At 62.4% G+C, this 26,615-nt stretch carries 33 protein-coding genes; 21 read left to right on the forward strand and 12 right to left on the reverse strand.

Annotated features, from left to right (window positions below; genetic code table 11):
- The first annotated feature begins 94 nt into the window (after positions 1 to 94).
- The 4 genes from P0648_RS07205 (at position 95) to P0648_RS07220 (ending at position 3,010) form a co-directional block, all read left to right on the forward strand.
- Positions 95 to 346 (forward strand): hypothetical protein, encoded by a 252-nt coding sequence (locus P0648_RS07205; protein WP_276247943.1) that lies wholly within the window; start codon positions 95 to 97, stop codon positions 344 to 346.
- Positions 347 to 463: 117 nt separating this feature from the next.
- Positions 464 to 2,029, forward strand: coding sequence for a DASS family sodium-coupled anion symporter (locus P0648_RS07210; RefSeq protein WP_276247942.1), 1,566 nt, complete (start codon positions 464 to 466; stop codon positions 2,027 to 2,029).
- A 43-nt stretch (positions 2,030 to 2,072) separates the two neighbouring features.
- The gene (gene nth, locus P0648_RS07215; RefSeq protein ID WP_277505749.1) at positions 2,073 to 2,756 is read left to right on the forward strand and encodes an endonuclease III; all 684 of its coding nucleotides are present in this window, start codon (positions 2,073 to 2,075) and stop codon (positions 2,754 to 2,756) included.
- A gap of 47 nt (positions 2,757 to 2,803) precedes the next feature.
- The gene (locus P0648_RS07220; protein WP_277505751.1) at positions 2,804 to 3,010 is read left to right on the forward strand and encodes a hypothetical protein; all 207 of its coding nucleotides are present in this window, start codon (positions 2,804 to 2,806) and stop codon (positions 3,008 to 3,010) included.
- Between the two features lie 10 nt (positions 3,011 to 3,020).
- Here the strand turns inward: P0648_RS07220 and P0648_RS07225 are convergent, their stop codons facing one another.
- Positions 3,021 to 3,512 (reverse strand): hypothetical protein, encoded by a 492-nt coding sequence (locus tag P0648_RS07225; protein WP_277505752.1) that lies wholly within the window; start codon positions 3,510 to 3,512, stop codon positions 3,021 to 3,023.
- A gap of 100 nt (positions 3,513 to 3,612) precedes the next feature.
- Here P0648_RS07225 and P0648_RS07230 point away from each other — a divergent pair, with 100 nt between their 5' ends.
- From P0648_RS07230 to P0648_RS07265, 8 genes are all read left to right on the forward strand, one after another.
- Positions 3,613 to 4,551: a hypothetical protein gene (locus P0648_RS07230; protein ID WP_277505753.1), complete on the forward strand. Its 939-nt coding sequence runs from the start codon at positions 3,613 to 3,615 to the stop codon at positions 4,549 to 4,551.
- A 145-nt stretch (positions 4,552 to 4,696) separates the two neighbouring features.
- Positions 4,697 to 5,350 carry a plastocyanin/azurin family copper-binding protein gene (locus P0648_RS07235; RefSeq protein WP_276247937.1) on the forward strand — a complete coding sequence of 218 codons (654 nt, stop codon included), beginning with the start codon at positions 4,697 to 4,699 and terminating at the stop codon, positions 5,348 to 5,350.
- Between the two features lie 3 nt (positions 5,351 to 5,353).
- Positions 5,354 to 5,752: a hypothetical protein gene (locus P0648_RS07240; protein ID WP_276247936.1), complete on the forward strand. Its 399-nt coding sequence runs from the start codon at positions 5,354 to 5,356 to the stop codon at positions 5,750 to 5,752.
- Between the two features lie 3 nt (positions 5,753 to 5,755).
- Positions 5,756 to 6,619 (forward strand): ubiquinol-cytochrome c reductase iron-sulfur subunit, encoded by an 864-nt coding sequence (locus tag P0648_RS07245; RefSeq protein ID WP_276274414.1) that lies wholly within the window; start codon positions 5,756 to 5,758, stop codon positions 6,617 to 6,619.
- Between the two features lie 2 nt (positions 6,620 to 6,621).
- On the forward strand, positions 6,622 to 7,416 hold the full coding sequence (locus tag P0648_RS07250; RefSeq protein ID WP_277505755.1) for a cytochrome bc complex cytochrome b subunit: 795 nt from the start codon (positions 6,622 to 6,624) through the stop codon (positions 7,414 to 7,416).
- 4 nt (positions 7,417 to 7,420) lie between these two features.
- Positions 7,421 to 8,179 carry a cytochrome bc complex cytochrome b subunit gene (locus P0648_RS07255; protein WP_276247933.1) on the forward strand — a complete coding sequence of 253 codons (759 nt, stop codon included), beginning with the start codon at positions 7,421 to 7,423 and terminating at the stop codon, positions 8,177 to 8,179.
- 23 nt (positions 8,180 to 8,202) lie between these two features.
- Positions 8,203 to 8,529 (forward strand): hypothetical protein, encoded by a 327-nt coding sequence (locus P0648_RS07260; RefSeq protein WP_276274413.1) that lies wholly within the window; start codon positions 8,203 to 8,205, stop codon positions 8,527 to 8,529.
- On the forward strand, positions 8,522 to 8,794 hold the full coding sequence (locus tag P0648_RS07265; protein WP_276247931.1) for a hypothetical protein: 273 nt from the start codon (positions 8,522 to 8,524) through the stop codon (positions 8,792 to 8,794). Before P0648_RS07260 ends, P0648_RS07265 begins: the two co-directional genes overlap by 8 nt.
- 366 nt (positions 8,795 to 9,160) lie before the next feature.
- Here the strand turns inward: P0648_RS07265 and P0648_RS07270 are convergent, their stop codons facing one another.
- The 3 genes from P0648_RS07270 to P0648_RS07280 form a co-directional block, all read right to left on the reverse strand.
- A complete protein-coding gene (locus P0648_RS07270) occupies positions 9,161 to 9,601 on the reverse strand; it encodes a hypothetical protein (protein ID WP_276247930.1) in 441 nt (146 codons plus the stop codon).
- A 40-nt stretch (positions 9,602 to 9,641) separates the two neighbouring features.
- Complete coding sequence (locus P0648_RS07275; RefSeq protein ID WP_277505759.1) at positions 9,642 to 10,379, reverse strand: ATP-NAD kinase; 738 nt, start codon at positions 10,377 to 10,379, stop codon at positions 9,642 to 9,644.
- Between the two features lie 96 nt (positions 10,380 to 10,475).
- Positions 10,476 to 11,780 (reverse strand): M28 family peptidase, encoded by a 1,305-nt coding sequence (locus P0648_RS07280; protein WP_277505761.1) that lies wholly within the window; start codon positions 11,778 to 11,780, stop codon positions 10,476 to 10,478.
- A gap of 86 nt (positions 11,781 to 11,866) precedes the next feature.
- Here P0648_RS07280 and P0648_RS07285 point away from each other — a divergent pair, with 86 nt between their 5' ends.
- The 3 genes from P0648_RS07285 to P0648_RS07295 all read left to right on the forward strand — a co-directional run bounded on the left by P0648_RS07285 (position 11,867) and on the right by P0648_RS07295 (position 14,718).
- Positions 11,867 to 12,931 carry a polyprenyl synthetase family protein gene (locus P0648_RS07285; protein WP_277505763.1) on the forward strand — a complete coding sequence of 355 codons (1,065 nt, stop codon included), beginning with the start codon at positions 11,867 to 11,869 and terminating at the stop codon, positions 12,929 to 12,931.
- A 32-nt stretch (positions 12,932 to 12,963) separates the two neighbouring features.
- Positions 12,964 to 14,028, forward strand: a complete 1,065-nt coding sequence (locus tag P0648_RS07290; RefSeq protein ID WP_277505764.1) for a M42 family metallopeptidase — start codon at positions 12,964 to 12,966, stop codon at positions 14,026 to 14,028.
- Between the two features lie 90 nt (positions 14,029 to 14,118).
- Positions 14,119 to 14,718: a plastocyanin/azurin family copper-binding protein gene (locus P0648_RS07295; RefSeq protein WP_276247925.1), complete on the forward strand. Its 600-nt coding sequence runs from the start codon at positions 14,119 to 14,121 to the stop codon at positions 14,716 to 14,718.
- On the opposite strand, the gene P0648_RS07300 is transcribed toward P0648_RS07295, so the two are convergent.
- Positions 14,719 to 15,243 carry an SRPBCC family protein gene (locus P0648_RS07300; protein ID WP_276247924.1) on the reverse strand — a complete coding sequence of 175 codons (525 nt, stop codon included), beginning with the start codon at positions 15,241 to 15,243 and terminating at the stop codon, positions 14,719 to 14,721.
- A gap of 79 nt (positions 15,244 to 15,322) precedes the next feature.
- Here P0648_RS07300 and P0648_RS07305 point away from each other — a divergent pair, with 79 nt between their 5' ends.
- Entirely contained in the window at positions 15,323 to 16,075 is a 753-nt protein-coding gene (locus P0648_RS07305) for an FAD-dependent oxidoreductase (RefSeq protein WP_276274406.1), read from the forward strand.
- Between the two features lie 51 nt (positions 16,076 to 16,126).
- Entirely contained in the window at positions 16,127 to 17,281 is a 1,155-nt protein-coding gene (gene coaBC / locus P0648_RS07310) for a bifunctional phosphopantothenoylcysteine decarboxylase/phosphopantothenate--cysteine ligase CoaBC (RefSeq protein WP_277505765.1), read from the forward strand.
- On the opposite strand, the gene mnhG is transcribed toward coaBC, so the two are convergent.
- From mnhG to mbhE, 7 genes are read right to left on the reverse strand one after another with little or no spacing between them, the layout of a single operon-like run.
- The gene (gene mnhG / locus P0648_RS07315) at positions 17,278 to 17,619 is read right to left on the reverse strand and encodes a monovalent cation/H(+) antiporter subunit G (RefSeq protein WP_277505766.1); all 342 of its coding nucleotides are present in this window, start codon (positions 17,617 to 17,619) and stop codon (positions 17,278 to 17,280) included. The two genes, coaBC and mnhG, sit on opposite strands and share 4 nt — an antisense overlap.
- Complete coding sequence (locus tag P0648_RS07320) at positions 17,616 to 17,915, reverse strand: monovalent cation/H+ antiporter complex subunit F (protein ID WP_277505767.1); 300 nt, start codon at positions 17,913 to 17,915, stop codon at positions 17,616 to 17,618. The genes mnhG and P0648_RS07320 overlap by 4 nt, the downstream gene beginning before the upstream one ends.
- Positions 17,905 to 18,465, reverse strand: coding sequence for a Na+/H+ antiporter subunit E (locus tag P0648_RS07325; protein ID WP_276274404.1), 561 nt, complete (start codon positions 18,463 to 18,465; stop codon positions 17,905 to 17,907). The genes P0648_RS07320 and P0648_RS07325 overlap by 11 nt, the downstream gene beginning before the upstream one ends.
- The gene (locus P0648_RS07330) at positions 18,462 to 20,033 is read right to left on the reverse strand and encodes a complex I subunit 5 family protein (RefSeq protein ID WP_276274403.1); all 1,572 of its coding nucleotides are present in this window, start codon (positions 20,031 to 20,033) and stop codon (positions 18,462 to 18,464) included. Before P0648_RS07330 ends, P0648_RS07325 begins: the two co-directional genes overlap by 4 nt.
- A complete protein-coding gene (locus tag P0648_RS07335; RefSeq protein ID WP_276247917.1) occupies positions 20,033 to 20,383 on the reverse strand; it encodes a sodium:proton antiporter in 351 nt (116 codons plus the stop codon). Before P0648_RS07335 ends, P0648_RS07330 begins: the two co-directional genes overlap by 1 nt.
- Positions 20,380 to 20,856: an MnhB domain-containing protein gene (locus P0648_RS07340; protein ID WP_277505770.1), complete on the reverse strand. Its 477-nt coding sequence runs from the start codon at positions 20,854 to 20,856 to the stop codon at positions 20,380 to 20,382. The genes P0648_RS07335 and P0648_RS07340 overlap by 4 nt, the downstream gene beginning before the upstream one ends.
- A complete protein-coding gene (mbhE, locus tag P0648_RS07345) occupies positions 20,853 to 23,285 on the reverse strand; it encodes a hydrogen gas-evolving membrane-bound hydrogenase subunit E (RefSeq protein WP_369685678.1) in 2,433 nt (810 codons plus the stop codon). The genes P0648_RS07340 and mbhE overlap by 4 nt, the downstream gene beginning before the upstream one ends.
- A gap of 419 nt (positions 23,286 to 23,704) precedes the next feature.
- Here mbhE and P0648_RS07350 point away from each other — a divergent pair, with 419 nt between their 5' ends.
- From P0648_RS07350 to P0648_RS07365, 4 genes are all read left to right on the forward strand, one after another.
- Positions 23,705 to 24,148, forward strand: coding sequence for a type IV pilin N-terminal domain-containing protein (locus P0648_RS07350; RefSeq protein WP_277505771.1), 444 nt, complete (start codon positions 23,705 to 23,707; stop codon positions 24,146 to 24,148).
- 229 nt (positions 24,149 to 24,377) lie between these two features.
- Positions 24,378 to 24,818 (forward strand): type IV pilin N-terminal domain-containing protein, encoded by a 441-nt coding sequence (locus P0648_RS07355; protein WP_277505772.1) that lies wholly within the window; start codon positions 24,378 to 24,380, stop codon positions 24,816 to 24,818.
- A 245-nt stretch (positions 24,819 to 25,063) separates the two neighbouring features.
- Entirely contained in the window at positions 25,064 to 25,495 is a 432-nt protein-coding gene (locus P0648_RS07360; protein ID WP_277505773.1) for a type IV pilin N-terminal domain-containing protein, read from the forward strand.
- Between the two features lie 699 nt (positions 25,496 to 26,194).
- Entirely contained in the window at positions 26,195 to 26,614 is a 420-nt protein-coding gene (locus P0648_RS07365) for a hypothetical protein (RefSeq protein WP_277505774.1), read from the forward strand.
- Position 26,615: the final 1 nt, after the last annotated feature.

The raw sequence follows: 26,615 nt of genomic DNA on the forward strand, positions 1-26,615 counted from the left end.
GGTGGGAGAAGCGCGCTTAATTCCTCCGCTCTGTCGTCCGCGGTGACCTGACTGATACGTAACTGTTTTGCGTCAGGTTGTGCGAGTTCCACCAATGCGAGGGGCCGAGGAGGGCGGCGTCGATGTCGACGAAATCTCGCCACTGGCGTGGCGACTCCTGCGGACGGCGGCGGGATTCGAGCAACGCGAGGTGGAGCGGCGCGTAGACGACCTGCTCCAGGCGCACGTCTCGATGCTCGAAGGCGGGAGTCGAGGACTCTCGTGCTCTCGGCGCGAAGCCCTGTTTTCGCTGTACAGCACGGAATTGTCCGCAGATCAGATTCGCGCACTCACGTCGAACTTCTGATTGTTTTTCTCCACACATTTGTTGACGTATCAGCAGCGATTAGTTAGTTTTACGACTATCGTGTAACTCCGTAAGACAATTGTTAAATATCATTGTTTGGTATGAGGCGGTGTATCAATGATACAATCGGGTGCTAACGCCTCGCGCAGACGCGTCACGTTGTTTGGCATCGCTGTCCTCGGGACGGCGCTCATCGCGCTCGCCCCGAATCCCGAAGGGCTGACCATCCGCGGGCAATACGCCATCGCGACCATGTTCTTCGCGGGGTCGCTCTGGATTACTGGGGCGCTGCCACTCCCCGTGACGGCGCTGTCGATTCCGGTGTTGCTCACCGCCTTCGGCGTCTACAACGACATCGACCCGGCACTGGAAGGCTTCGCAGACCACCTCATCTTCCTGTTCATCGCCGGGTTCATGCTCGCGAACGCGCTCCAGAAGTACAATATCGACCGGCGCATCGCGCTCTGGCTCATGGCGAAGATGGGCTCTTCTGCCCGGTTGTTGATTCTCGCCATCATGCTCGCCACGGCATTCCTCTCGATGTGGGTGTCGAACACGGCGACGACGGCGATGATGACGCCAATCGCGGTCGGTGTCCTCACCCAGGTCATCGGCCGCGAGGAGATTCAGGAGCAGACCGACGACGCGAAGGCCTTCTCAAATATGCAAATTTCCACGCTGCTCGGGACGGCTTACGCCGCCAGCGTCGGCGGGGTTGGCACCCTTATCGGCACGCCGCCGAACGCCATCGTCGCCGGGCAATTGAAGGAACTGCTCGGCTACGAAATCACCTTCTTCGACTGGCTCGTCATCGGCATTCCAATCGTCTTCGTGACGCTGCCGCTCGTCTGGTACCTCCTCACCTTCCATCTCTATCCGCCGGAAGTCGAAGACGTGAGCGCCGCACGCCGCAAGGCAGCGGAGTATCTCGCAGAGGAAGGCGCACTCTCGACTCGCGGCCGCCGCGTCGCGTGGATTTTCGGCACAACGGCGTTCCTGTGGGTGCTCGGCGGTCTCGACCTGCTGTTCGAACCCCTCCTGCCACCGGCCGTGTTCACCACGCTCTTCGGCGGTGAGGGCATGACCATCTTCGGCGTCGAGGGCCACCAGGGGCTGCTCTACTACGTGATGGTCGGTCTCTACGCCATCCCGGCGCTCGTCCTCGCGGACACCGTCGACTGGGACGACATCGTGGACATCGACTGGGGGACCATCCTCCTGTTCGGCGGCGGGATTGCGCTCGCTGGGGCGTTCGCAGACACGGGCGCAACGGAGTGGATTGTCAGCGGCATCTTCAACGAACTCGTCGGCACGAACATCCTCATCGTCATCGGGGCCATCGTCTTGCTCGTCATTTTCCTCACGGAGATGACCTCGAACACCGCCACTTCCGCCATCATCGTCCCCATCCTCATCGCCCTCGGGGGCGTATTCGCGGGGACGCTCGGCGTGGCGAAACCGGAGGCAGCCATCTTCCTCGCGGTGAGTGGGGCCATCGCCGCCTCGTTCGCGTTCGCGCTCCCGGTGGCCACCCCGCCGAACGCCATCGTGTTCGGGTCGGGGCACATGAAACAAGAACACATGATGAAAGCCGGCATCGTGTTGAACGTCGTGATGACGGCGGTCCTCACGGGACTCATCATGCTCCTGTTCATGTTCGTCTGGCCGGCGGTGCTCTGGTAACAAAACCGAATCACTCAATTGTTTTTGGGCGTTCTCCTCGAGCATGGGAACGCCGCTTTCGTCGCGCGAGGAACAGGCCGAAGAGGTGCTCGACCGCCTCTACGAGGAGTTCCCCGACACGACGATTTCGCTTCGCTACTCGAACCGACTCGAACTCCTGATTGCGGTCATGCTCTCTGCGCAGTGTACCGACGAACGGGTGAACAAGGTCACCCGCGAGTTGTTCGCAAAGTACGATTCCGCCGAGGACTACGCCAACGCAGACCAGGAAGAACTCGCAGACGACATCTCCTCTATCACCTACTACAACAACAAGGCGAAGTACATCCGCAGTGCGTGTGCGGACATTCTGGAACTTCACGACGGGAAGGTTCCAGACACGATGTCGGAACTGACCGACCTGGCAGGCGTCGGGCGGAAAACCGCGAACGTCGTCCTCCAGCACGGCCACGACATCGTGGAGGGCATCGTCGTGGACACCCACGTCCAGCGCATCTCTCGGCGACTTGGGATTACCGAAGAAAAGAGTCCGAAGAACATCGAACAGGACCTCATGCCCATCATCCCCCGCGAGGACTGGCAGAACTTCACCCACCTGCTCATCAGCCACGGCCGGGCGACGTGTACGGCCATCAATCCGGACTGTGAGGAGTGTGTGCTCGAAGACATCTGTCCATCCTCGAAAATCGATCGGGAAGTCGATTTGGCGAAGGGCGAACCCTGGTAAGTCAGAACCGTTTTCCCGGTCCGTGTCAACCGGCTAACTACTCATCCATGTCAGTACCAGCGCGGGTGCTCGCCTCCGAGTGGGTCAGCCTGCGGCGGTTCGGGTTCGTCTGTGTCGTCTCACTCGTGGCGCTCGTCGTGGACCTCACTCTCTTCGAAATTTTTCCAATCGGAACGCCGCGTGAGGCTGTAGAGCAGTTTCTCAACATGGTCGCCGGTTCCTACCTCGGATTGACGCTCGCGGACGGGGTGTGAACCGGACCACTCAGAATAACTGGTACTTCGTGACGAACCGAGCCATCCCGACGACCCACGCGAAAATCCAGAATATCACGTAGCCGAAGACGCCGATTCGAAGGCGTTTACGCCAGAAGTCCATCTTCTCCGAGCCGATTTCAGAGAGCAACACGTTCTCGTCGTAGTCGTGGTAGAGGTTGTGTTTGTACTTCGCCTGGAAGATGCGGACGATACCCGTGAGCGCAAAGAGAAGCATCGCGTAGGCTTGCAGGCCGAGGAAGGCGTGAAACGCGGCGAAGCCGTCGAACTGTTCGAACAGGCGGGGAACCATCCAGAACACGACGGGGACGGTGTTCAGCGTAAGCCCGACGAAGATGAATTTGAGGTGGTAGGTGAGAACGCCCCACGTCACCTCTTCTGCGTCGATCATTATCCACGCGCCGTAGAGGTAGAACGGAAAACTGAGCGTCACGAGGAGGGCAGCCACGGCCGCAATCGTGGCATCCGGCAGGCCGAGCATTACCGTTCGTAGCGACGCGACGCGCTAAAACGTGGCGAAACCAGCCGCTGGAACGGGGGTTCGGAAAGCGTTTACCGGTCGACGCCTAACTTTCACGGAAATGGGAGATGCTCGTTCCACGGGCGCCGACGAACCCGACGAGACGCAGGACTCCTCGTCGGCGGACGAGGAGGCACCGTCAGTAGAGGAACTCCGCAGACGGGTCGAAGAGAAGTACGACTTCGAGAACTTCGGGCCCGCGGACATGGCGAAGATGACGCCCGAGGAGTGGGACGTTGCCTTCGACGCAGATTCGTGGATTACGGGCGAAGAGCTCCTCGCCCGCGTAGAGTCAGACCTTCGCTGGCAAATCGCCGTCCGCGAGGTGTTCGCCCGCGTCCAGCGCGTCCGCGACGACGGGCAAGAGTGCCTGCTCGCCTATTCTGACGAGGGATACGCCGTCGTCTACTCGGACGGCAGCGTCGAGGGGAGCGGGACGGTGCTCCGGGACGTAAAGCCCACCGTCGCCCTCTGTGCGATGGACGACTACGAGCCGCACGTCGCTCCTGAGGGACGAGCACTTCCCCGGCCCGAGGACGTCCGCGAGGGGTCCGGCAAACTCGGCAACACGATACTGCTCACCGTCGGCGGGTTGAACCTGCTCGCGGGGCTCGTCCTCCTCGTCGGGCCGTTCATCTACGACCCGCTGCTCCCACGATTCTGTTCGCCCGCTCCGGGCGGTGACGGGTTCGTCTGCGGGACGCCAGTCGGCGAACTGACGCTGTTCCCCGTCGGTCGGGCCATCCTGCTCACCATCATCGTCGGACTCGGCTTCGTCGCCTTCGGCTTCTTCCTCTCGGTTATCGTGGCGAACGCCCGCCTCTCAGACCGGTTCCGGGCCGAGGAGTATCGCGAGCGGTTGCGGTCGCTCGACGTCGAATCGGGGTCCTACCCCGAATCGCTGCCAGCAGAATGGCGGGACCGCTTGCAGGCAGCGCGCCGGGCGCGAGAACTGGACGGAACCACCGAACCGGAACGCTCAGAGAACACCTCCTCGTGAGGGGACTCACACGCTATTGTCGAATGGTTGACTGTTCCGGCGCCTCATGGTGGTGTTTCTGCGCCAATGTTACACCCCGATGTATAGGCCCCGACACCCGTATTCGGTGGGTTTATACAAACCGGGTACTGAGTCCCAACCGTACATGAAGCGACGGGACTTTCTACTGACCGCCAGCGGTGTTGCAGGCGGTACCGCCGTCGTCGGCGCTGCCCCCGCTGTGGCCCAGGAGGAGCCCACATCCTCCAACAATAGCTCCTCTGGCGAGGGAACGACGACGCCAGGAGCGGGCAACAACAGCACGGACGGAGGCAGCGGCGGCGGTGGCGGCGGTGGCGGCTCGAAAACCGTCACCGTCGGCCCCGGTGGTGACCTCGTGTTCACCCCCGGCACCGACGAACCGCTCTACGCATCGCCCGGGACGACCGTGACGTTCGTCTGGGAGTCGGACAACCACAACATCGTCGTCGACAGCCAACCCGACGGCGCGAACTGGGGAGGCCACGAACCACTCGAAAACTCGGGGTTCGAATACGAACATACCTTCGAGACGACCGGTACCTACGCGTACCACTGCCAGCCCCACCAGGCCTCCGGCATGGTCGGCGAAATCATCGTCAACGAGTCGGGTGCACCGCCAACGGGCGGTGAAGTCGAAATCGACGCAGAAGAGATGGGTGTGCCGATTCAGGCGCACTTCGTGGGTATCGCGACGATTCTGATGCTCGTCGTTTCGCTCATCTACACGTTCTTCCTGCTCAAATACGGCGAATCGCCACACGCGAAGGGAGGTAACTAACCCATGAGTTCATCAGAGAGCAGTTACGGTGACATCCACCGCTACGAACCAGCCCGCGAGAGCACCGCCGCAGCAATCGCAATCGTCCTGCTGACGGTCATCGAAGTCGCGTTCGTCGGCCTGTTCGTGTTTGGCTTGCTTACCGGCTGGTCGTCGGCAGACCAGACCGGGCTCGGGAGCATGTTCCTTGGGGGCGTGTTGTCGGTCATCTTCATCGACCTCGCGTTCATTCTCATGCTCTACCGCAAGGAGTTCCTCCCTGACGTCATGATTGTGAAGAAACGGCGTCGGAAGTGGGAGGACCTCTACATCAAAGAAGAGGACATGTATGGCTCCGGTTTCTCCGACGAGGGTCCGTGGGAGAGCATCAAACGCGCAGTCTATCCATACTACAAGAGGTAACCTATGCCAGTAGACGACGACAAATATCCAACTGAATCAGGCCGACGGCGCTTCGTCAAGGGCGTCGTCGGGAGTGCGACTCTCGCCAGCGTCGGAACCGGCGGGGTCGCGGCACTCAACTCGGCGACCGCGCCGACCGGTGCCGGTGGTGGTATCATACAGTATCTCGGCATCGAGAACACGGACGGCCCCGCGCCTCGTGGCATGCCGCAGATACCCATCGAAATCGACTCCGAAGGCTTCATCAAGGGAGTCTGGCCGGAGCCAGAGACGCGAACGGTGCAGGGTCGAGAAATCACGGTCGCGGAGATGGAACTCGGTGGGGAGACGTACTCCTCTGAGTGGTTCCAGTACTGCGGAGCCCAGTCACTGCCCGGCATCCAACCAGCGGCAGACCAGGACAACTTCTTCCGCTCGACGGGGTCGCCCCCGTACGAGTGGCAATCGAGCACCTACTCTGGCGGCGACAAAATCCACATCGACGACTTCCAGGACTACGAGTCGTGGGGCAACGGCATCGGCGCGAGCGGCCTCGGCAAACCGGCCATGGGGACGTGGCGCTCCGAAGGCGTGAGCCCACAGGAGCAGATTCCGATTCAGGTGCTCCGCAGCAAGCGCATCCTCGACAAAGTCGAGAGCGGCGAGGGCGAGTTCGCAGAGTGGCTGCGTGCCTCCACCGCCGAGGGCTTCATCGCCTGGCTCGACAAGTGTACGCACTTCTGCTGTGTGCCCGCGTTCAAGGCGTTCGGCGACAGTTCGAAGTTCGGCGCAGAGGACCGCGTGTACTGTCAGTGCCACCAGTCGGTGTACGACCCGTTCAGCACGATCAAGAAATCATTCGTGGCACTGCCACGCCCGGATAACTAACGATGAGTCTCGAACGTAAAGACGAAATGGACCACGGCGCGTGGATGCGCGAACGCGACCTGACGACGGTCGAGCAGACGTACCTCACGGTACTCATCTGGCTCGACCAGCGCCTGCGGCTCGTGGACTACCTGGAACTGCTCGAAGACCTGTACTACAAGGTCAACATGCAGATGCCAAAGTCCCACACCGAGCAGTACAATCTGGACAACAAATTCTGGTACTGGTACCCGCTGTACGCCCTCGGGAGTTTCTCGACGTTGGCGTACGTGGCCGCCGCGATAAGCGGCGCGCTGCTCGGGTTCTACTACGCCCCCGCGACGGCGGGCGACCCCTCGACGGCGTACAACTCCATCGTGTTCATCATGCAGGACCTGAACTTCGGGTTCATGCTGCGGTCGATTCACCGATGGTCCGCCCAGGTGATGGTGGCCGCCGTGTTCCTGCACATGCTCCGTGTCTACTTCACGGGCGCGTACAAGGAACCGCGTGAACTCAACTGGATTATCGGCATCATCCTCATCAGCCTGACGCTGGTGTTCGGGTACACCGGCTACCTCCTCCCGTGGGACCAGCTTGCCTTCTGGGCCGGCCAGATCGGTGTGGAGATGGCCCTGTCCATCCCGCTCATCGGTGAGTGGGCCGCACAGCTCCTGTTCGGTGGGTTCACCCTCGGGCAGGCAACGCTCCAGCGAATGTACATCCTGCACGTCTTCCTGTTGCCGTTCGTGGTGACCGCGGTCATCGCGCTCCACATCGGCATCGTCTGGATGCAGGGTATCGCAGAGCCACACTAAGACCATGAGCGACAACAACGACACGGAAGTCAGAACCGACGGCACTGGCATCGTCCCGCCGGACGATGAGACGCCAACGTGGCTGGAGCGCAAACAGCGCACCGAGGGTCTCTCCCGGCTGACCTACGAGTACTTCGAGCGCGCCCGCCGCGAGGACCAGGACCTGCGCATGGCGTCGAGTTACGTCGAACGCGACGTGCTCGGCTTCCCCGCGTGGCCCCACGAGATGATTCGGAACCTCTCGCTGGTCGCGTTCTTCAGCGGGATGTTGCTGTTCCTCTCGGCGACGCTCCCACCACACATCGGCCCGCCGGCCAACCCGAGTACCACGCCGGCGATTATCCTGCCCGACTGGTATCTCTACTGGTCGTTCGGGCTGCTGAAGCTCGGTCCGCTCAACCCTGACCTCGCCATCCTCGGTGGGACGAAGTTGATGGCAGACCGCACCTACGGTGTGGTCGCGAACCTAGTCGTGGTCGGAGTAATCGCCATCGTCCCGTTCCTGAACAAAGGCAGCGCACGCCGTCCCGTCGAGGAGCCCTTCTGGGCTGCCGTCGGTGTATTCGGCGTCGTGTTCGCGTTCACGGTGAGCGTCCTCTCCGTGAAGAACCTCGTCCCGATGGACGCGAACCTGCTGTTCGACCTGACGTTCCTCGTGCCGTTCGTCGCCGGCTTCATCACCTACGCGGTGTTGAAGGCCATGCGCGAGGGCTACATGTTCGAACTCAACCGCCGGTACTACCGCCTGCGGCCGCCGCGGTAACCCGGTTTACTCACATTCTGTCAATGCCACCAACCGATGAGCCATCGCCGGAGTCAGCGTCCGAAGAGCGACGCGCACGGGACATCGAGGTCCCGATTCGCCTGTACAAGACCGTCACCGTGTTCTCGACGCTGTTCGCAGTACTCGCCGTCGTCGGGGGATTTCTCGTCCTCGACGTGGCGACGCAGCAGTCGTCGCTGTCGGCAGAGGAGGTGAACGTCCCCATCGCGCTCGCGGGTATCGGATTGATTGCACTCGGGGCCGTCGTCTACGCCTTCTCGACGCGGTTTCGCGCTCAGGGAATGGGAAAGTCTAAAGACGACGCCGACGAACCTGCAGATAATGGCTGACGAATTCGCGAAGGGGCTTGGCATCTTCACGGGTGCTGGCCTCCTCTGGATGGTGCTCGCAGGGTGGTACAACACGCCCCACTTCGAGGGTGCCCAACTTGTTGGACCAACCCCGGAGGAACTCGACCTGTACGGAACGATGGCCGTCTACCTCCGAGACGCGTTCTTCTGGTTCGCAATCCTCGGCGCGCTCACCTTCTGGGTCATCATCCCGGCAGTGAACCAGTATCGCGCCTCTCGCGCAGAGCGCGCGAAGGCAGAATAACACGGTCTTTCTCTCTTTGTGCTCGTCCGGTGAGCCATCGGCTCGTCGAGCGATGGGGACTGGTTCTGCAGCGCGGTGGCTCGTGATGGCGACTACGCGCACCACGTGGTCACGAGCGAGCTGCCGGACGCTCACAGTGGCTGTCTCACGGATCTCTTCTCACGAGGCAGACTCTCCTCGGCCACACGGCGAGTAGCTCAGACGGGCAGCCAGTATGGGGTTTGCGTCGAGTGGTGTGACGGGGGGAGCTGACGCTAGAGCGCTGTCTGCGGGAGGCAATCGGGAGCTACTGCGTACCAACCGCGCCGTCGGAGTAACACAGCGCCGTCGCTCAGGGTAGTGAGAAACGAAAAAGCGGGTACCCGATTAGCCGACGATTGCTTGCCAGAACGGTTCGACGATGAAGAACAGCGTCTGGAAGGCGACGTACAGCAGCGCGAGGACGGACGCGGCAATCGCGCTCTTTGGCGTGTCGAGTGGGACTTCGCGGCGGGCTTCGACCAGCCGTGCCTCGAACTCGAAGAAGTCGCTCACGACCATCCCGAGGATGAGGACGCCGGAGACGAGGCCGGCGTAGGAATCGACGGTCAGGTAGTAGAACGTCGCGAGGATGAGCAGGAACGTCGTCGCGGTGTGTACCGTAGAGCGGGTGATGGACTCTGCGCCGCCCTCGTTGTTCTGTTTGACGTAGGAACGGTGTGCGAGAACCCGCGTCACCATGTTCGCCACCAGGAGCCCGAGCACGACGAACGGGATGATGGGAGCGAGGATGGTGTCAAGCGGACCAAACATCGCTAGGGTTTGCATACGCGTCATTCAGTCCGTTACCCATTAGAAGTTTTCCAATCTACCGGGCCGATGAGGCGGTCAGCGCGGGGCGGCTTTCTGTGACGACCGCGACCGGAAGCGTGCCGTTCGGGGCGATAGAAACCGTCGTCCCGGGCGGAACCACCATCTCATGGCGTGTATCGGCGAGTAATTCGACTTCCGCCTCGTCGCGCACCACCGAGAGCGAGAGGCCGGCCATCGGGAGCACCCACTGGTCCATGTCGATGGCGAACGGCGAGACGGGGACGACGCTCACCTGTTCGCCGGGTGCGAGCACCGACCCGCCCGCAGCGCGCGCGTAGCCGTGGCTGCCCGCGGGCGTGGCGACGACGACGCCGTCTGCGCGAAACGCCGCGACGCGCTCGCCGTGGCTGTCGATGGCGTACTCCGAGATACGGGCCGGTTCGGTCGTCACGAGCATCACGTCGCGCAGCGCGCACACAGTTCGCTCACCGACGGTGGCTTCGAGCAGTGGAACGGGCTGGGTTTCGAACTCGCCAGTCACGAGTCGTTCGAGGGCGGCTGTCGCGTCTGTCCGGTCTACGGTCTGGACGCCTGGGGCCGCGTCTATCGGGAGAATGGGAACCGACCGCGACTCGGTGGCGAGTGCGAGCAGTTGGGCTTCCCCGACGGTCACGACTGCGTCCACCGCAGAGAGGGTATCTGGGGTCACGGAGACGGGGTCGCCGCCGGCTGCGGCGATGGCCTCGGCGAGCGTGTCGTCGACCGGCGGCTGTGTGAGCACGCCAATTTTCACACCGCCACCTCCAGACACGGACGCCTGCGACCAGTCATTGACTGAAATCACGCACCGGGCTGCCAAAAGACTGCGGGATTCGACAACGAATCGGACTCAGTACGGCCAGTCACCGGTGAGTTTGAGGGCGGTGTCCAGATTCTCGGCTTCGAGGTCTGCTGCGATGGCCTCGGGGTCTCGGTGTGCGACGCTGAACTCGTCTGCCGCGAGGTGGACGGCGAGTTCGGTGAGGAGAATCGCGCTCTCGCGGAAATTTCGCACTTCGAGTTTGTCGAGTGAATCGGCGCGAGTGTGACCCCAGCCGCGGCTCGCTTCGCCTGTCTCCGAGGTGACGTGGTAGCCTGGCACGCCCCACTGGACGAACTCCCAGTGGTCAGAGTGTGGCCCGAGGCGCGGGGTCACGGTCATCGGGTGCTCGAATCGCTCGGAAATCGTGTTCACCGCTTCTTTCAGTTCGGGGAAGCCGTGGGTGTAGAACTTGAGGTCGCGCCCGCGGACGACGCCGTCGTTGTTGAGGATGGCTTTGATGTGGTCGTGGTCAATGCGCTCTGCGGCGTAACTCGCACCGACGAGGCCGACTTCCTCCGCGCCGAAGATGAGGAAGTGGACGCGGGTGTCGAGTTCGCCCTCGCGGGCCGCGAGCGTCCGGGCGAGTTCAACGGCCATCGCCGTGCCCGCGCCGTTGTCCATCGCGCCCTCACAGATGTCGTGGGCGTCGACGTGACTCGTGACGAGGATTGCCTCCTCGGTGTCCGGGCCGAGGTCTGCGTGGACGTTCTGACTCGTCGCGTCGTGGATGTCGGCTTCCACGGCGACGGTCACTTCCTCGCCGTCGAACCGGCGGGCGAGGCGTGCGCCGACCTCTTTCGAGACGCCGACGGCAGGAATCTCGCCGATGGGCGCGGCGTCCATGCCGACGCTTCCCGTGGGGGCGAGGCCGCCCTCGACGTGGTTTCTGAAGACGAAGGCCGCCGCGCCGCCCTCGACGGCGTGGTAGTACTTTTCGCGACGGTGGGGGAACCGCTCGTACCAGCTCGGCACGTTCGTCGACACCATGACGACTTTCCCCTCGACGTCGGCGTCTTCGAAGTCCTCGGGGAGGCCGTAGCCGAGGTCCACGAGTTCTGCGGTTTCTTCGCCGCTCGGGCTGTGTGGGAGGGCGATACACCGCTGGGTGGTGTCGCCGGCTTCGATGCTGCTCGACCCGCGCGTCCAGCCCTGAATCGGGAAGTCCTCGAGGTGGGCGTCGCGTGCGCCGGCGGCTTCGAGGGCGTCGCGCGTGGCTGTTGCAGCCTCGCGCTCGCCGACGCTGCCGGCCTGTCGGTTGCCGATGTCTACGAGCGTTTCCAGATGGTCCCAGCCGACGGTGCTGGTGAAGGTCTCGCCGATCCAGTCGGTCATAGCCGAAGAGACTCAGCACAGGGCCATAGGGGCATCGGGTTCCCCTGGGAATAGAACTTTATTCCGCGACTGCCACTGACCACAGTATGCGGGATGTACTCGAGGAGTGGCGCCCGATTATCGACGACGAGATTGCCCGACACCTCCCCCGCGACGTAGACGAAGCCTACCTCGAGGAGTTCTTCGGCGAACCGACCTACCGCTACGACTCGGTCGCCCTCCAGCAGGCGCTTTCGACGCCGCTCTGGGAGCTGCTCGACCGCGGTGGCAAACGCTGGCGTGCGGTCATCTTCGTACTGCTCGTCCAGGCACTCGGCGAGGACCCGGAGCCGTACCTCCCCTACGCGGTGATTCCGGAGATTCTCCACAACGGGACCATCATCGTCGACGACGTCGAAGACGGCGCAACACTGCGCCGCGACGGGCCTGCCCTCCACCACGTCTATGGCGAAGACATCGCACTCAACGCGGGCAACGCGATGTACTTCCTCCCCCTGAAGATTCTCACCCACAATCCGGCTGACCTCGACGCAGAGCGACGACTCGCCGCCTACGAGATGCTGATGTACGAACTCAACCGCACGCATCTGGGTCAGGGGATGGACATTCACTGGCACAACGAACAGGAGATTCGCGTCGGCGAACCCGAGTATTTGGAGATGTGTGCGTGCAAGACGGGGTGTCTCGGGCGCATCGTCGCCCGCCTCGCCGCCATCGTGACGGGTCAGTCCGCCGAGGTCGAACGCCACCTCGCCGCCTACGCAGAGCGCATGAGTATCTCCTTCCAGATTGGCGACGACATCCTCGACGCCGAAAACGCCTTAGAAGACGGCGGCGACTTCGGCAAGGAGTTCGGCAACGACATCCGCGAGGGCAAGAAGACGCTGCTGGTGATTCACGCAGCGGAGACGGCAGACCCCGAAGCCGTCGCCCGCCTCGAAGAGATTCTCTGGGCCGAGGAGAACACTGAGGAGGAAATCGCCGAAGTGCTCGACATCTTCCTCGAAACGGGGAGCGTCGAGTACGCACGCGAACAGGCACTCGCGCTTTCTGAAGCCGCCCGCGAGGAACTGGCGAAGGTTGACGTAGACCCCGAGACGGGGCAGTTGCTCGCTGACTTCACCCGGTTCGTCGTCGAGCGAAACGTCTAGGCCTTATAGTCGGTCGGCCCTGACGAGTAGGCATGACCGCAACTCCGGATTTTTCGTTCGACTACCCGCTCCTGAAAGAACTCACCGAGGCCCACGGCGTGCCCGGCTACGAGGACGAGGTTCGTGACATCGTCCGTCGGGAATTCGAGGCGAGCGTCGACCGCATCCAGACCGACGCGATGGGCAACGTCGTCGGGACCATCGAAGGTGGGACGGACTACGAAGTCGTCGTCGCCGCGCACATGGACGAAATCGGATTCATCGTCCGCCACGTTACCGACGAGGGCTTCCTCCAGTTAGACGCCCTCGGCGGCTGGGACGCGTCCGTGCTCAAGGCCCAGCGCGTGGCCGTCCACACCGAGGACGGCGACCTGACGGGCGTCATCGGCTCTGTGCCGCCACACACGCTCACGGACGCCCAGAAGGAAAAGGAGGCGAAAGTCGAGGACGTGTACGTCGACCTCGGGCTCTCGGGCGAAGAGGCCGGCGAGCGCGTGAACGTCGGCGACCTCGTCTCGATGGAACAGACGACGACGGTGGTCGGCAACAACATCACGGGCAAAGCGCTCGACGACCGCGTCTGCCTGTTCGCGATGCTCGAAGCTGCCCGCCGCATCGAGAACCCCGCCGTGACGATCCACTTCGCGGCGACGGTCCAGGAGGAGGTCGGCCTGCGCGGAGCGACCGCCCTCGGCGTGGACTTAGACCCGAACCTCGCGCTCGCGCTCGACGTGACCGTCGCGAACGACGTCCCCGGCTTCGAGCCCGGCGACTACGTCACGACGCTCGGCGAGGGTGCGGCTATCAAACTCAAAGATTCAAGCGTCATCACGAACCCGAAGGTCCACCGTCGCATGCGCCGCGTGGCCGAGGACGCAGACATCGACTTCCAGCTGGAAATCCTGCCCGCGGGCGGCACGGACACCGGTGGCCTACAGAACTCCCACGGTGCGAAGCCGGTCGGCGCGCTCTCGATTCCGACGCGCTATCTGCACACCGTCGCCGAGTGCGCCCACCACGGGGACGTCGCCGCGACCATCGACCTGCTTGTCGCATTCCTCGATTCGGAAACTGGTGACCACGACTACTCACTATAGACTGACTGTCCACCTTCCCGCCCGGTCATTTATAAGGAATGGCGAACGCGAACCAAAGTATTGAGTACGGGCTGGTTCTTAGCCCCGCGCATGAGCAGTGACAAATCTGACAAGGCGGTGAGCCGTCGGGGCTTCCTGCAGGCCGCCGCAGGGTCCGCAGCGGTCGCCGGCGCTGCGGGGAACGCAAGCGCACAGGAAGAAGGCGGTTCCGGGAACAACAGTTCCTCGGGCGGTGGTGGTGGCGGTGGCGGCGGGAGCAAAGAGGTTGCCGTCGGCCCCGGTGGCGACCTCGTGTTCAGCCCCGGCACCGAAGAGCCACTCTACGCATCGCCCGGGACGACCGTGAAATTCGTCTGGGAATCGGACAATCACAACATCGTCGTCGACAGCCAGCCCGGCTCCAGCTGGGAGGGCCACGAATCGCTCGAAAACGAGGGCTTCGAGACGGAGTTCACCTTCGAGGAACTCGGCACCTACGCGTACCACTGCCAGCCACACAAGGCCTCGGGCATGGTCGGCGAAATCGTCATCAACGAGTCCGGTGCGGCCCCCGCAGGCGGTGGAGCGGTCTCACCGATTCCCGACAGCGCGAAGGCCATCGGCATCGCGACGACCATCGGCCTCTCTACGGTGCTCGGGTTCGTCTACTTCTTCATGAAGTACGGCGGCAACTACGAAATCGACGAGTGATCAGATAGCGTCGGGCGGTTGGTGAATCGTCAGTTCGACCTCGCGACGTCGGCCTTCGATGTCGGCGACGATTCGTTCGACGACGCGTTCTGCTTCTTTGAGGATGAGCGGTTTGACCTTTCTGACGACCCAGTCGAACGAGACGAATCTGGGCAGGTTGAGCGCGCCGACGTGGGCGGAGTGGGGGTCGTACTCGACGTAGAGCCAGACCCGGCAGGCGTGGTCTTCGCCATCGGGTGGGTCGATTTCGTCGATACGCCAGTAGCCCGTCGCCTCGATGTCTTTGACGATGTCCCACTGAATCTCGTTCGGTGGGTCCACCTCGGTCACCCGCGAGCGGGCGGTGTAGGAGAGTTTCCACCACGAAAATTGCAGGTCGTACTCCGTGCCCGGAGAGCCGTCGCCGTGACGGCGGACGTCCTGGAGGTGCTTCGAGTAGCGGGTGTATCGCGGAAAGTCGATAAGAAAGTCGTAGACTTCCGCTGGAGGCAGGTAGACCACCGTGCTGACTTCGATTTCGTCCACACGCTCGATTCGGGTTGCGGGGCTATGAAGGTGTGCCCGAACACAGTCGTTTTTACCCCGACCCACGAAGTCTGTGGCAATGACCGAAGCACCCCGACACGACGTGCTCGTCGTCGGCGGTGGGGTCGCCGGCCTGACGGCAGGCATCTTCACCGCCCGCGCGAATCTGGACACGCTCGTCGTCAATCACGGCGAGTCGATTCTGAACCGCAATTCCCACCTCGAAAACGTCCCCGGCTTCCCGGCGGGCGTCAACTCACGGCTCTTTCTCGACATGACCCGCGCACAGGCCGCGCGAAACGGCTGTGTCTTCACCGACGAGCAAGTTCTCGCCGTAGAACGCGACGATGCAGGCTTCGTCGTGAACACCGACGAGGGCATCCTGAAGACGACGTACGTCATCGTCGCCTCGTGGCCGGACAGCACGTACCTCGACGGGCTCGACGTGGAACTCGACAAACGCGGGAGCAAGCAGTACGTCGGCGTAGACGAGAAGGGGCGCACCGACGAGGAGGGCTTGTACGCCGCCGGTCGCATCGCCGCCAAGTACCACCAGACGGTGGTCTCCGCTGGCCACGGCGCAGAGGTCGCGCTGACGCTCATCCACGACTCGGACGTGCCCTTTTACAACGACTGGGTGGCCCCGGAAGGCTACTTCACCGAGCGCGGCCGCGAGGTGCCACCCGGTTGTGAGGAGATCTCGGAAGACGAACGCGAGCGCCGCGAGCGCCAATCGCTCGAACTGATGCAGTCGTATTTCGAGGAGCCACACCCCGACGAACCGACGATGCATCCGAGCGTCGTCGCGAAGCGCCGCGAGACAGACGAGTAACCACCCGCGACAGTCCCACATTTTTACCCCCGGGTGACGGAGATACGAGCAATGCTACAGGGAGTGAACGTCGCGCTGGGCGTGACAGGGAGCATCGCGGCGGTCAAGACGGTGGAACTCGCCCACGAGTTGCGCAGGCAGGGCGCGAACGTTCGGGGGGTGATGACGGGCAGCGCACAGGGTATCATCCACCCGTGGTCGCTCGAATACGCCACCGACAACCCCGTGGTCACCGAAATCACGGGCGCGGTCGAACACGTCGAGTTGTGTGGCTACGATGGGTGGGCAGACGTGCTCCTCATCGCGCCCGCGACGGCCAACTCGGTGGGGAAAATCGCCCACGCCGTAGACGACACGCCCGTCACGACGTGCGCGACGACGGCCCTCGGTTCGGGCATTCCCGTCGTCGTCGCCCCGGCCATGCACGAACCGATGTACGACCACCCGGGCGTCTTAGAAGCCATCGAGAAGGTCGAATCGTGGGGCGTCCACTTCGTCGCACCGCGCATAGCGGAGGGGAAGGCGAAAATCGCGAGCGAGGAAGCCATCGTCCTCGACGTCGCCCGGTACACGACCGACAGTCCCCTCGCTGGCAAGCACGTCGTCGTGACCAGTGGAGGCACGTCGGAGGCCGTAGACCCCGTGCGCGTCATCGCGAATCGTTCCTCAGGAAAGACCGGGCGGGCCGTCGCCCGCGCGCTGTTCGTCCTCGGGGCGGACGTGACGCTCGTCCACGACGGGCCGGACGTCCCCTACGCCGACGTCGAACAGGTCGAGTCGGCCGCGGAAATGCTCGACGCCGTCCGCGTGGTTGCGGGTAGTGCAGATGCGCTCGTCTCGGTGGCCGCCATCAGCGACTACACCGTCGAGTCGAGCGACGAGAAGATTCGCTCCCGCCAGGACGATCTCTCGCTCTCGCTCGTTCCCACGCCGAAACTCATCGACACCATCCGCGAGGAGTTCCCCGACCTCACCATCGTCGGCTTCAAAGCCGAATCGAACGGGGACGACGCCGCGCTCATCGAGAAGGCTCGCGAGATTCTCGCCCGCGCGGACCTCTCCTTCGTCGTCGCGAACGACGCGAGCGTGATGGGACAAGACGAGACGCGGGCGCTCATCGTCCGAGAGCACAGCGCACGCGTGTTCGAGGGGTCGAAACTCGACCTCGGAATGCGGGTCGCAGAAGAAGTGGCCGGCGAACACTAGTTCTCTTCGTCGCCCGGCCAGGCGATGTCGTTTAAGAAGGGGATGCCCATCTTCTGGGCCGCCCGCGAAATCATGTGCGCACCTGTGGGTGCGGTCAGGAAGAGGAAGCCAATCCCGACGAGTGCGGTCAGTCCCTCCGCCCGCGGTCCGAAGTAGACGAACGTGGCGAGGAACAACGAGGCCGCGCCGAGCGTGGACGCCTTACTCGTCGAGTGCATCCGGTTGTAGACGTTCGGCAGGCGAATCAGCCCCACCGTCCCGACGGTGAGGAAGAACGCGCCGACTGCCACGAGCGCGACGATGACGACGCCCTGCAGGGTGGAGATAGCGGCGGTCATTCTATGATATCCCCCTCCGTGACGTAGCGCGCCACGGCAATCGTGCTGATAAAGCCGATGATGGCGAGCACCAGCGCGACGTCGATGAACAGCCCTTCTGCAGAGAGCAGTGCGAACAACACGGCGATGGCGACGACGTTCGTCCCGATGGTGTCGAGGGCGACGACGCGGTCTGGCGTCGTCGGTCCGCGGATGACGCGGTAGCCCGCGAGCAGCGTGACGCCGCTTGCGACGATCAGGCCCGCCTGCAAGGCGAGCGTGACGAAGCCGGGCACGGCCGCGGCCTCAGTTGCCATCTGGCTCACCTCCCAGTTTCGGGACGGGGTCGTCCGGGCTCAGTTCTTCGTCGAAGATGACCAGTGCGTAGTCCTCCCACGTCCGGATGGGTGCCACGATGGCCGCGGGGTCGCGGGCGTCGATGGCGTGGACGTAGAGGGCGTTTTTCTCCTCGTCGTAATCCATGGTGAGTGTCCCCGGTGTCAGGGTGATGCTGTTTGCGATGGTGGTGATGCCGAGGTCGGACGTGACGCGCAGGGGCACCTCGACGACGCCCGGGTGGATGGGCATCGACGGTGAGAGCACCCGGTAGGCGACGTCCACGTTCGCGGTCACCAACTCGCGGACGAACACGAGCAGGTAGAGCAACGCGTACGGGACGGCCCGGGTGGCGCGACCCAGTTTCACGTCGTCGGCGTAGAACCGACGGAACGCGAACGCGATTGGGACGCCAAGCGCGAGACCGAGCAGGAACTCGCCGAGCAGCGCGACGGGTTCGAACAACGGTGCGCCGCGGACGAACAGCCAGAGGACGGCGAGTGCGACGCCGAGAACTGGCCAACGCTTCATTGGACCACCTCCGGCGCGACAGCCTCGACGTAGCCCGCCCGGTCTAAGGCGGCGCCCGCCGCGGCGTTCGCGGCGTCCATGACGGGGTCGAAGCCGATGCCGAGGACGACCACGCCAAGGGCGAGGGCGGCGACGGCGACGGTCAGTGTGCCCGAGGGCTGTTCGAGAATCTCGACCGGGTCGCCCCAGAAGCCACGGTTCCACGCGCGAGAGAAGTAGGCGATGGTCAGGATTGCCCCGGCGAGCGCGACGGCGAGCGCGAGGTCAGCCCCGGCGCGTGCGGCCGTGTCGAACACCAGCAACTTCCCGAAGAAGCCCGTCAGTGGCGGGATGCCGATGAGGGCGAGCGCGCCGAGGAAGAAGCCACCCGAGAGGACGGGTGCGCGTTCGGTCAGGCCGCCGAGATTCGCGAATTCGAGGGTGCCCGTCATGCGCTCTATCACGCCGCTCGCGAGGAACAGGAGTGCCTTCGCGAAGCCATGATTGAGCGAGTAGATGAGCGCGGCGGCGATGCCGAGGGTGCGCACCTCGGGGACGGTCGCCGCCACCGCGAGGGGGAGCAGGATGAAGCCCACCTGGCCGATCGAGGAGTAAGCGAGCATCCCGTCTAAGGTTCTGCGACCGACTGCGCCGTAGCCGCCGAGCAGGATGCTCGCGGCGGCCATGATGAAGAACACCGGCCCGAAGAAGTCGAGGAACGCGGTCCCCGAGAGGCCGGGCAACGAGAGGCCTGCGGGCAGCGTTGCCGCGGCGAAGATGGTGAAGTAGAGTCGAATGATGGCGTAGACGCCGACTTTCTTCACCACGCCTGCGAGCATCGCGGCGACCGGCGCGGGTGCGGCGCGATACGCGGCAGGCACCCAGAACTGGAACGGGGCAATCCCCGCCTTCAGCGCGAAGACGGTGAACAGAATTGCCGAGAGGCCGAGGACGGGTGCGGGGTCGATGCCGTAGGCCGTGTGGTCTGCGAGGCGACGCGCCATGTCAGCCATGTTGAGCGTGCCCGTCGTGGCGTAGAGGCCGCCGATGGCGAGCAACATAACCGCGCTGCCGAGCAGGTTGAGCACGACGTAGGTGAGCGCCGCACGGGTGTGCTGTTTCCCGCTGTAGAACGCGACGAGGACGTAACTCGACATGAGCATCACTTCGAACCAGACGAACAGGTTGAAGATGTCGCCCGTGAGGAACGACCCGGTCACGCCCACCATCATGAGGTGGTACAGTGGGTGATAGGAGACGCGCTGGCCGTAATCGCTGATGAAGCGCACGGAGAAGGCGAGCGCGGCGAGGCTGACGAGCGCGGCGAGCCCCAGCATGAACACGGAGAGCGCGTCCGCGACGAGCGTGATACCGAACGGTGCAGCCCAGTCAGAAAGCTGGTAGACGATGACGCCGTCTGCGTCCGTCTGCACCGCGTTGTAGAGCACGCCGACGCCGACGAGGTAGCCAACGCCACCGACCAGGCTCAGGGCGCGCTGAATCGAGAGCGAACTGCGGGTGGCGAGCGTCAGGATGGCCGTCACGAGCGCGGTGAGCAGCGGCGCGATGACGAGGTGTGCAGGTTCCATCAGGTGTCACCTCCACGTTCGAGTTCGAACAGGTCGATGGTCCCGTGTTCCTGGTGGACGCGATACGTGAGCACCAGTGCGAACGCCGTCGTCCCGAAGCCGATGACGATGGCCGTGAGGACGAGTGCCTGGACGAGCGGGTCGGTCACGCCCGAGAGGTCGCCGTGGGCACCGTGGGCGAGAATCGGGACCGACCCCGAGAGCCCGCCCATGGTGACGAGATAGACGTTCGCAGACTGGCTGATGATGGTCACGCCCCAGACGACGCGGACGATGTCGCGTCGCAGGACGAGGAACGTCCCGAGGGCGAACAGTAGTCCGAGGACGGCGGCGAGGACAAACTGCGTCATTCTGCCCCCACCACCCCGAGAATCGTGAGCAGTGCACCGACCACGACGAAGTAGACGCCGAGGTCGAACACGAGCGCCGAGGCAAGTTCGATTTCATGGTAGATTGGAACGTGGTAGACGAACAGGACCGCCTGCGTGAGGAACGGGAAGCCGACCGTCATGGCGACGATGCCGCTGCCCGCCGCGAGGATGAGCCCCGTGGCGAACATCCCGCGATAGTCTTCGACGATGCGCGGCTGGATAACGTCGAGCGAACTTTCTGGCCGGCGATGCAGGAGTTCTTCTTCGAGGTAGGAAAGCCCGAAGATGATGTAGATGAGGGCGAACGCTGCCACCGTGAGGACGCCGGCGATGAAGCCGCCGCCCGGCAGGTTGTGGCCCTGTAAGAGCAGCGCGATGGCTAGAAGAAAGATGAGCGGGACGACGATGCGGGTGACCGTCCGCGAAATGACGGTCGTGTCCTTGTCCGTCATCCGCGCTCACCTCGTCCACGCATGGCGATGAGTGTGAGCACCGACAGCGCGGCCATCGCAACCACCGCGATTTCTCCCATCGTGTCGAACGCTCGGAAGTCCACGAGGATTACGTTCACGATGTTACCCCCGCCACCGTAATCGACGAGGAGCGGGCCGTGTTCCTCGGGGATACCCGCGCGTTCGATGAAGTAGGTGTAGATTGGGTCGTCCGGCGTCGCGGCCGTCGAGAGCAGGACGGTGAGGAACACCGTCGCGCCGACGACAGCCGAGAGGACGGCGTCGCGTGCCGCCACCGCCCGCCGTGCCGTGCCGTAGTAAGCCGGCAGTTTGTCGAGCACGAGCAGGAAGATGACGAGCACGAGCGTCTCGATGACTAATTGGGTCAGGGCGAGGTCGGGTGCGTTCGCGAGCACGAAGAACACCGCGACCATGAACCCGAGAATCGAGAGCGTGAGCACGCCCGCGATGTGCGAGGGGGCGATGCTCACGGCGACCGCGCCGACGACGGCGACGAGCAACACGAGCACGATTGGGATGCCGAGGCCGATGCCCGTAAAGGCGGGCAGCGCAGCCCCGGCCGCGAGGTACGCGCTGAGGGCGAGGACGCTCACGGCTGCGAGTGCCCACGTGACGTAGGTGCGGACGAGGCCGGTCTGCACCTGTGGCATCGAGAGCTGTGAGGCGCTCGTGAGGCCGTAGACCGCGTTGTCGTAGTACCAGTTTGCACGGAGGTACTTCACGTCGGTAAGCGCGTTCACGCCCGCGTGAAGGCGGTCGTAGAACGGCCACGCCACCGCGCCGACGGCGATTGTGATGGCGCTCATGATGACCGCCGGCTTGAGTTTCGTCGGCAAACCAATCGTCATGTGGTGGACTTCCTCACCCGGGCCGTGGGCGGGAATCGCGCTCTCGAACACCGACTGGACGATGGTGTCGATGGCCGTCTGCGGACTGATGGAGATGACCAGCGCGATGCCGGCCAGCAAGAGCGGCGGCGCGAGCATCGTCCACGGTGGGGAGTGGACCTCCCCCAGTTCTTTCGGTTTGTCGCCGAAGAACAGCGAGAGGAACTTGATGGAGTAGAGGAAGGTGAAGATACTCCCGAAGACGGCGACGGCGGGGAACACCCACCAGAGGCCGCCCGAGTGCGCGGCGACTTCGTAGGCCGCCTCGAACAGGAGTTCTTTGGAGTAGAAGCCGTTGAACGGCGGGAAGCCGGCCATGCCGAGCGCCGCGACGGCCGTGATGCCCGCCACGATTGGCAGGTCCTTTCTGAGCCCGCCGAGGTCGGAGATGAGTCGCGTGCCCGCCTCGTGGGCGATGATACCGGCGACGAGGAACAGCGCGGCCTTGAACACCGCGTGGTTCAGGATGTGGAACGCGCCGGTCTCCGCGCCGAGTTCGTTCGCGAAGCCGAAGCCGGCGATGATGAGGCCGAGATGTGACGCCGTCGAGTAGGCGAGGAGCTCCTTGATGTCGGTCGCCCCTACCGCGAGGAGGGCGGCGACGGTCATCGTGATGAGGCCGAGCGTGGCGAAGATGAGCATCCACTCGTCGCCGACGAGGAGTGGGCGAAAGCGCCCGACGAGGTAGACGCCTGCCTTGACCATCGTCGCGGAGTGGAGGAACGCCGAAACGGGCGTTGGCGCTTCCATCGCGTTTGGCAGCCAGATGTGGAGTGGCACTTGCGCGGATTTTGCCGCCGCGCCCACGCCGATGAGGGCGATGACGGGCACGAGCAGGCCAGACGAGCGCAGGGCTTCGTTCATAGCGTCTGCGTTCTCAATCATCGCACCTTCAGTCCCGACGAGGGTGAAGGTGGCTTCGCCGATGGCTCCCGCCGAGAGGGCGTGCAGGAGCAGGAAGCCGATGAGCATGAACAGGCCGCCAGCGACGGTGATGATCATCGACTTGCGGGCGGCGTACTGCGAACTGCGTTTGCGCTGGTAGTGCCCGATGAGCATGAACGAGGAGATGCTCGTCAGTTCCCAGAAGACGAACAGCGCGATGAGGTCTGCGGCGAAGGCGACGCCGAGCATCGACCCCATGAACGCGAGCAGTGAGGCGTAGTACTTTGCCTGGCCCGGTTCGCCGTGCATGTACCCACCGGAGTAGGTGAGAATCAGCACGCCCACGCCGCTCGCGAGGAAGCCGATGAGCAGCGAGAGCCCGTCTACGTACAGCGTGAGCGAGACGCCGAGTTCAGGTATCCATGGGATGGTAACTGCGCCCACGCGGCCGTACTGCGTGGCGACGAGCGCGAAACAGAACAGCGCGATTGCGGCCGCGTAGTAGGCCGTGCGCTCGCCGAGGGCGCGGTACACCACCGGGACGAGTGCCGCGCCGATGAATGGCAGCGCGAGCACCGCGAGCAACGCTTGTGTGTCCGGGGCAGGCGCTGACGTCGCGGCGACGACCCCGGACAACGGGCCGGAGCCAATGAGCGAGAGGAGCTCGCGAGCGCCAGACGCCTGCAGGAGTGACAGCGTCTGTGGTAGCACAACTGTCTCTCACCAGTAAATCAACTTAACCGTTCTCAATGCGCGCCGTGAGCGCGTCTCCGCGTGATTTTCAGATTCCCCAAACTCTCCCCCCATCCTTGCCGGAACATACCCACGAAATCCGGACGGTCCTGGGTAAGCGCACATTTCCAACCGTTAGTCTATAATTAATGTCAACAGAAACATTTAAGATACTTGAATACATTACTAAGGGTGAACACTCTGGTCTGAACTGGAGAGGGGGGAAGGGGATTTGCCAACAAATCTTCGACCAGCTTCAGGTTAACTGGGCGCGGGAATTCGGCCCCGCCACACGAGGTCAGCGTGTCTTTGAGGTAAACACAATGCACTTAAAACAACTCTTTACAGAAGAGGACGCAGTCTCGCCCGTGATCGGCGTTATCCTAATGGTCGCCATCACGGTCATCCTCGCAGCAGTCATCGGTACGTTCGTTCTCGGGCTGGGCGACCAGGTGGGGAACTCGGCACCGCAGGCGAGCTTCAGTTTCAGCTACGACGGCTCTGACGTCCTGACGATTACTCACGAATCAGGCGACAAGATTGCCGCAGAAAAGATTACTGTCAAGGACGCTGACGGTGACATCAGTGAAGCATGGGGTTCGTCCGGAAGCTTCGTCACCGCCGGCACCTCCATTACTGTCGGTAGCGCTTCAACCAACGACATCGATGGAAAAGCTGTCGAATCGGACGATGTGGTCCGCCTCATCTACAACGATGGCTCCGGCGACACCTCGACGCTCCAGAAGTGGTCCGGCCCACAGGCCTAATCACGCTGACAAAGCTTTTTGAACAATTTTTGAGAGACGTAATTCCACCTACTGAGCGATAGCCGTCAGACAATTGTCCGACAATAGGATAGTGTTTTGTTCCAATTTTTCCGGCGTAGATTTATATTCTGTCAGTGAGAAGTGATACCCAGCACGCTCAAAGGGGCAGGTGGCTAACGATCGCGTTGGCAGATGCCGCGCCCTATCGGAGCGTGCATGGAATTACACCATGCAACTCAAACAACTCTTCACAGACGAAGACGCGGTATCGCCCGTGATAGGCGTCATATTGATGGTCGCCATCACGGTTATTCTGGCCGCCGTCATCGGCACGTTCGTGCTAGGACTCGGCGACCAAGTCGGGAACACCGCTCCACAAGCCAGTTTCTCGTTTGACTACGATGGAACAGATACATTAACAGTCACTCACGAGAGTGGTGATGGGATAGAAGCAGCGGATTTGACGCTGAAAGGAGCAGGCACAGAGGCAACTTGGGCAGAAGCAGCAGCATCCTCTACTAAAGTAACTGCAGGGTCATCTGTTGACTTAGATAGTGGCACACCTACTTGGGCAACAAACGTTGGCTCAGGTGACACTGTCCGGGTCATCTGGCAGTCGGGCAACTCCGACTCCTCGACGCTCCAGAAGTGGACCGGCCCAGACGCATAATCCGTAAACACTCTTTTGACGCCAATTATCCGCTAGTGACATTTCAAACATAATATTTGTACATAATTTTTGAAAGTATTGAATATCTTTATTACAAGACACTCTAAATGAGCAATTAGCACGCTCAAATCCGGGTACAGCGACGGGCAAACGTCGGGCACGTCAGTTGACGGAGGGCAAATGTGTCTGATTTGTCGCTATGACAAATCATTGGAATTGCCATTGGGCGTGCATGGAAACATACCATGCAACTCAAACAACTCTTTACAGACGAAGACGCGGTATCGCCCGTGATTGGCGTCATCTTAATGGTCGCCATCACGGTCATCCTCGCAGCGGTGATTGGAACGTTCGTCCTTGGTCTCGGTGACCAGGTCGGAAACACGGCACCGCAGGCCAGCTTCTCGTTTGACTACGACGGCTCTGACGCGCTCACCATCACGCACGAATCAGGTGACAAGATCAAAGCAGCTAACTTGCAAGTCAAAGTTGGTAGTAACTCAGATACCTGGCCAGATGACGGCGACTCATACGTGACTGCTGGTGACTCAATCACGGTCGGCTCCGGAGAAGACATCGACCAAGCTGTCGCGTCAACTGATACCGTCCGTGTTGTCTACAACGACGGCTCTGGCGACTCCTCGACGCTCCAGAAGTGGGAAGGTCCGGACGCGTAATTCAATAACCGACTTTCACATTTTTATCGGCGTGACAAATCAGTCGAGAGCCACCGGTCCTGCAACTCCATATCTCCACACTCAGATTTCCCACAATCGGGTTCAAACCCCGGAAGAGGGCGATTAATGACCCCGAAAGGGCGAGTGTGACAAACCGATTGTGAAACTGTAGTTGCAAGGCAAGAAATACCTGAATTGTGCGAGAGCGCGTCAAACATCGAAATTCTACGCTTTGAGCCAAATCGAGAATCTCAAAAACACACCCAATTTCCTCCTCGATTCCCATCAAAATCCAAAACCGCAAGACGGCAACCGATTGTGGAGATTCTCTACGCCACCAACACCCAAAAAGACGCGAAAGCAGCCCAAAATCGGGTGTTTTCCACACGCAGATTCTGGGCGTTCAGACTTTGAAACGCCTGAATTCTAGCTTTCGCGTTCAGCGAAACGCCAATTCACCCGAAAACATCCCATTTTCCACACTCAGATTCTATCGTCCACACACCCGTCTCTTCCGGGGATTCGGGCCAATTGTGAAGATTCCACCTCGAACCGAATCTCAGTCCTCACCCACCCGAATGACAACATTCACAACACTCACTCAAGCCAACTATTTTATCTCCTAGTACCGCCTTGACTCGAGTAGGCTAGGGATGGGGTAGACAGTTCGCGTCTTCGCTGTTGTGGCCGGGGTGAACCATGATTTGGGGTGTCCGAGTTCGAGATTTAATTAACAGTCCGCAGGGTCGCAACGCGCTCATCGTAGCCGTGGCGCTCCTGTTGCTCGTTCCCCTTTCTGTTGGCTTCCTCGGGTTCGCGGATCTCGCAGAGTCACCGAAACCCGCGCCGTCGATGATTCTCACCTTCGAGTACGACAAGGGAGGCGAGACGCTGACCGTCGTCCACGAATCGGGCGACTCCCTCGCAGGCGATAGAATCTGGTTCCGGACGGCGGACGGGCGCTATCTCGGTGAGTGGGAGGGTCCCATTAACGCTGGGGACACGCTCCGATTCGAAGACGTGCCGCCCGAGGCCACCGTCCAGGTGATGTGGCACGCGCCAAAGCGGAACGTGGACATCATCATCACCGAGTGGCACGGCCCGAATGCGAAGGTCTGAG

The sequence above is a fragment of the Haladaptatus sp. DYSN1 genome, assembly GCF_029489995.1.
Taxonomy (GTDB): Archaea; Halobacteriota; Halobacteria; order Halobacteriales; family Halococcaceae; genus QDMS2.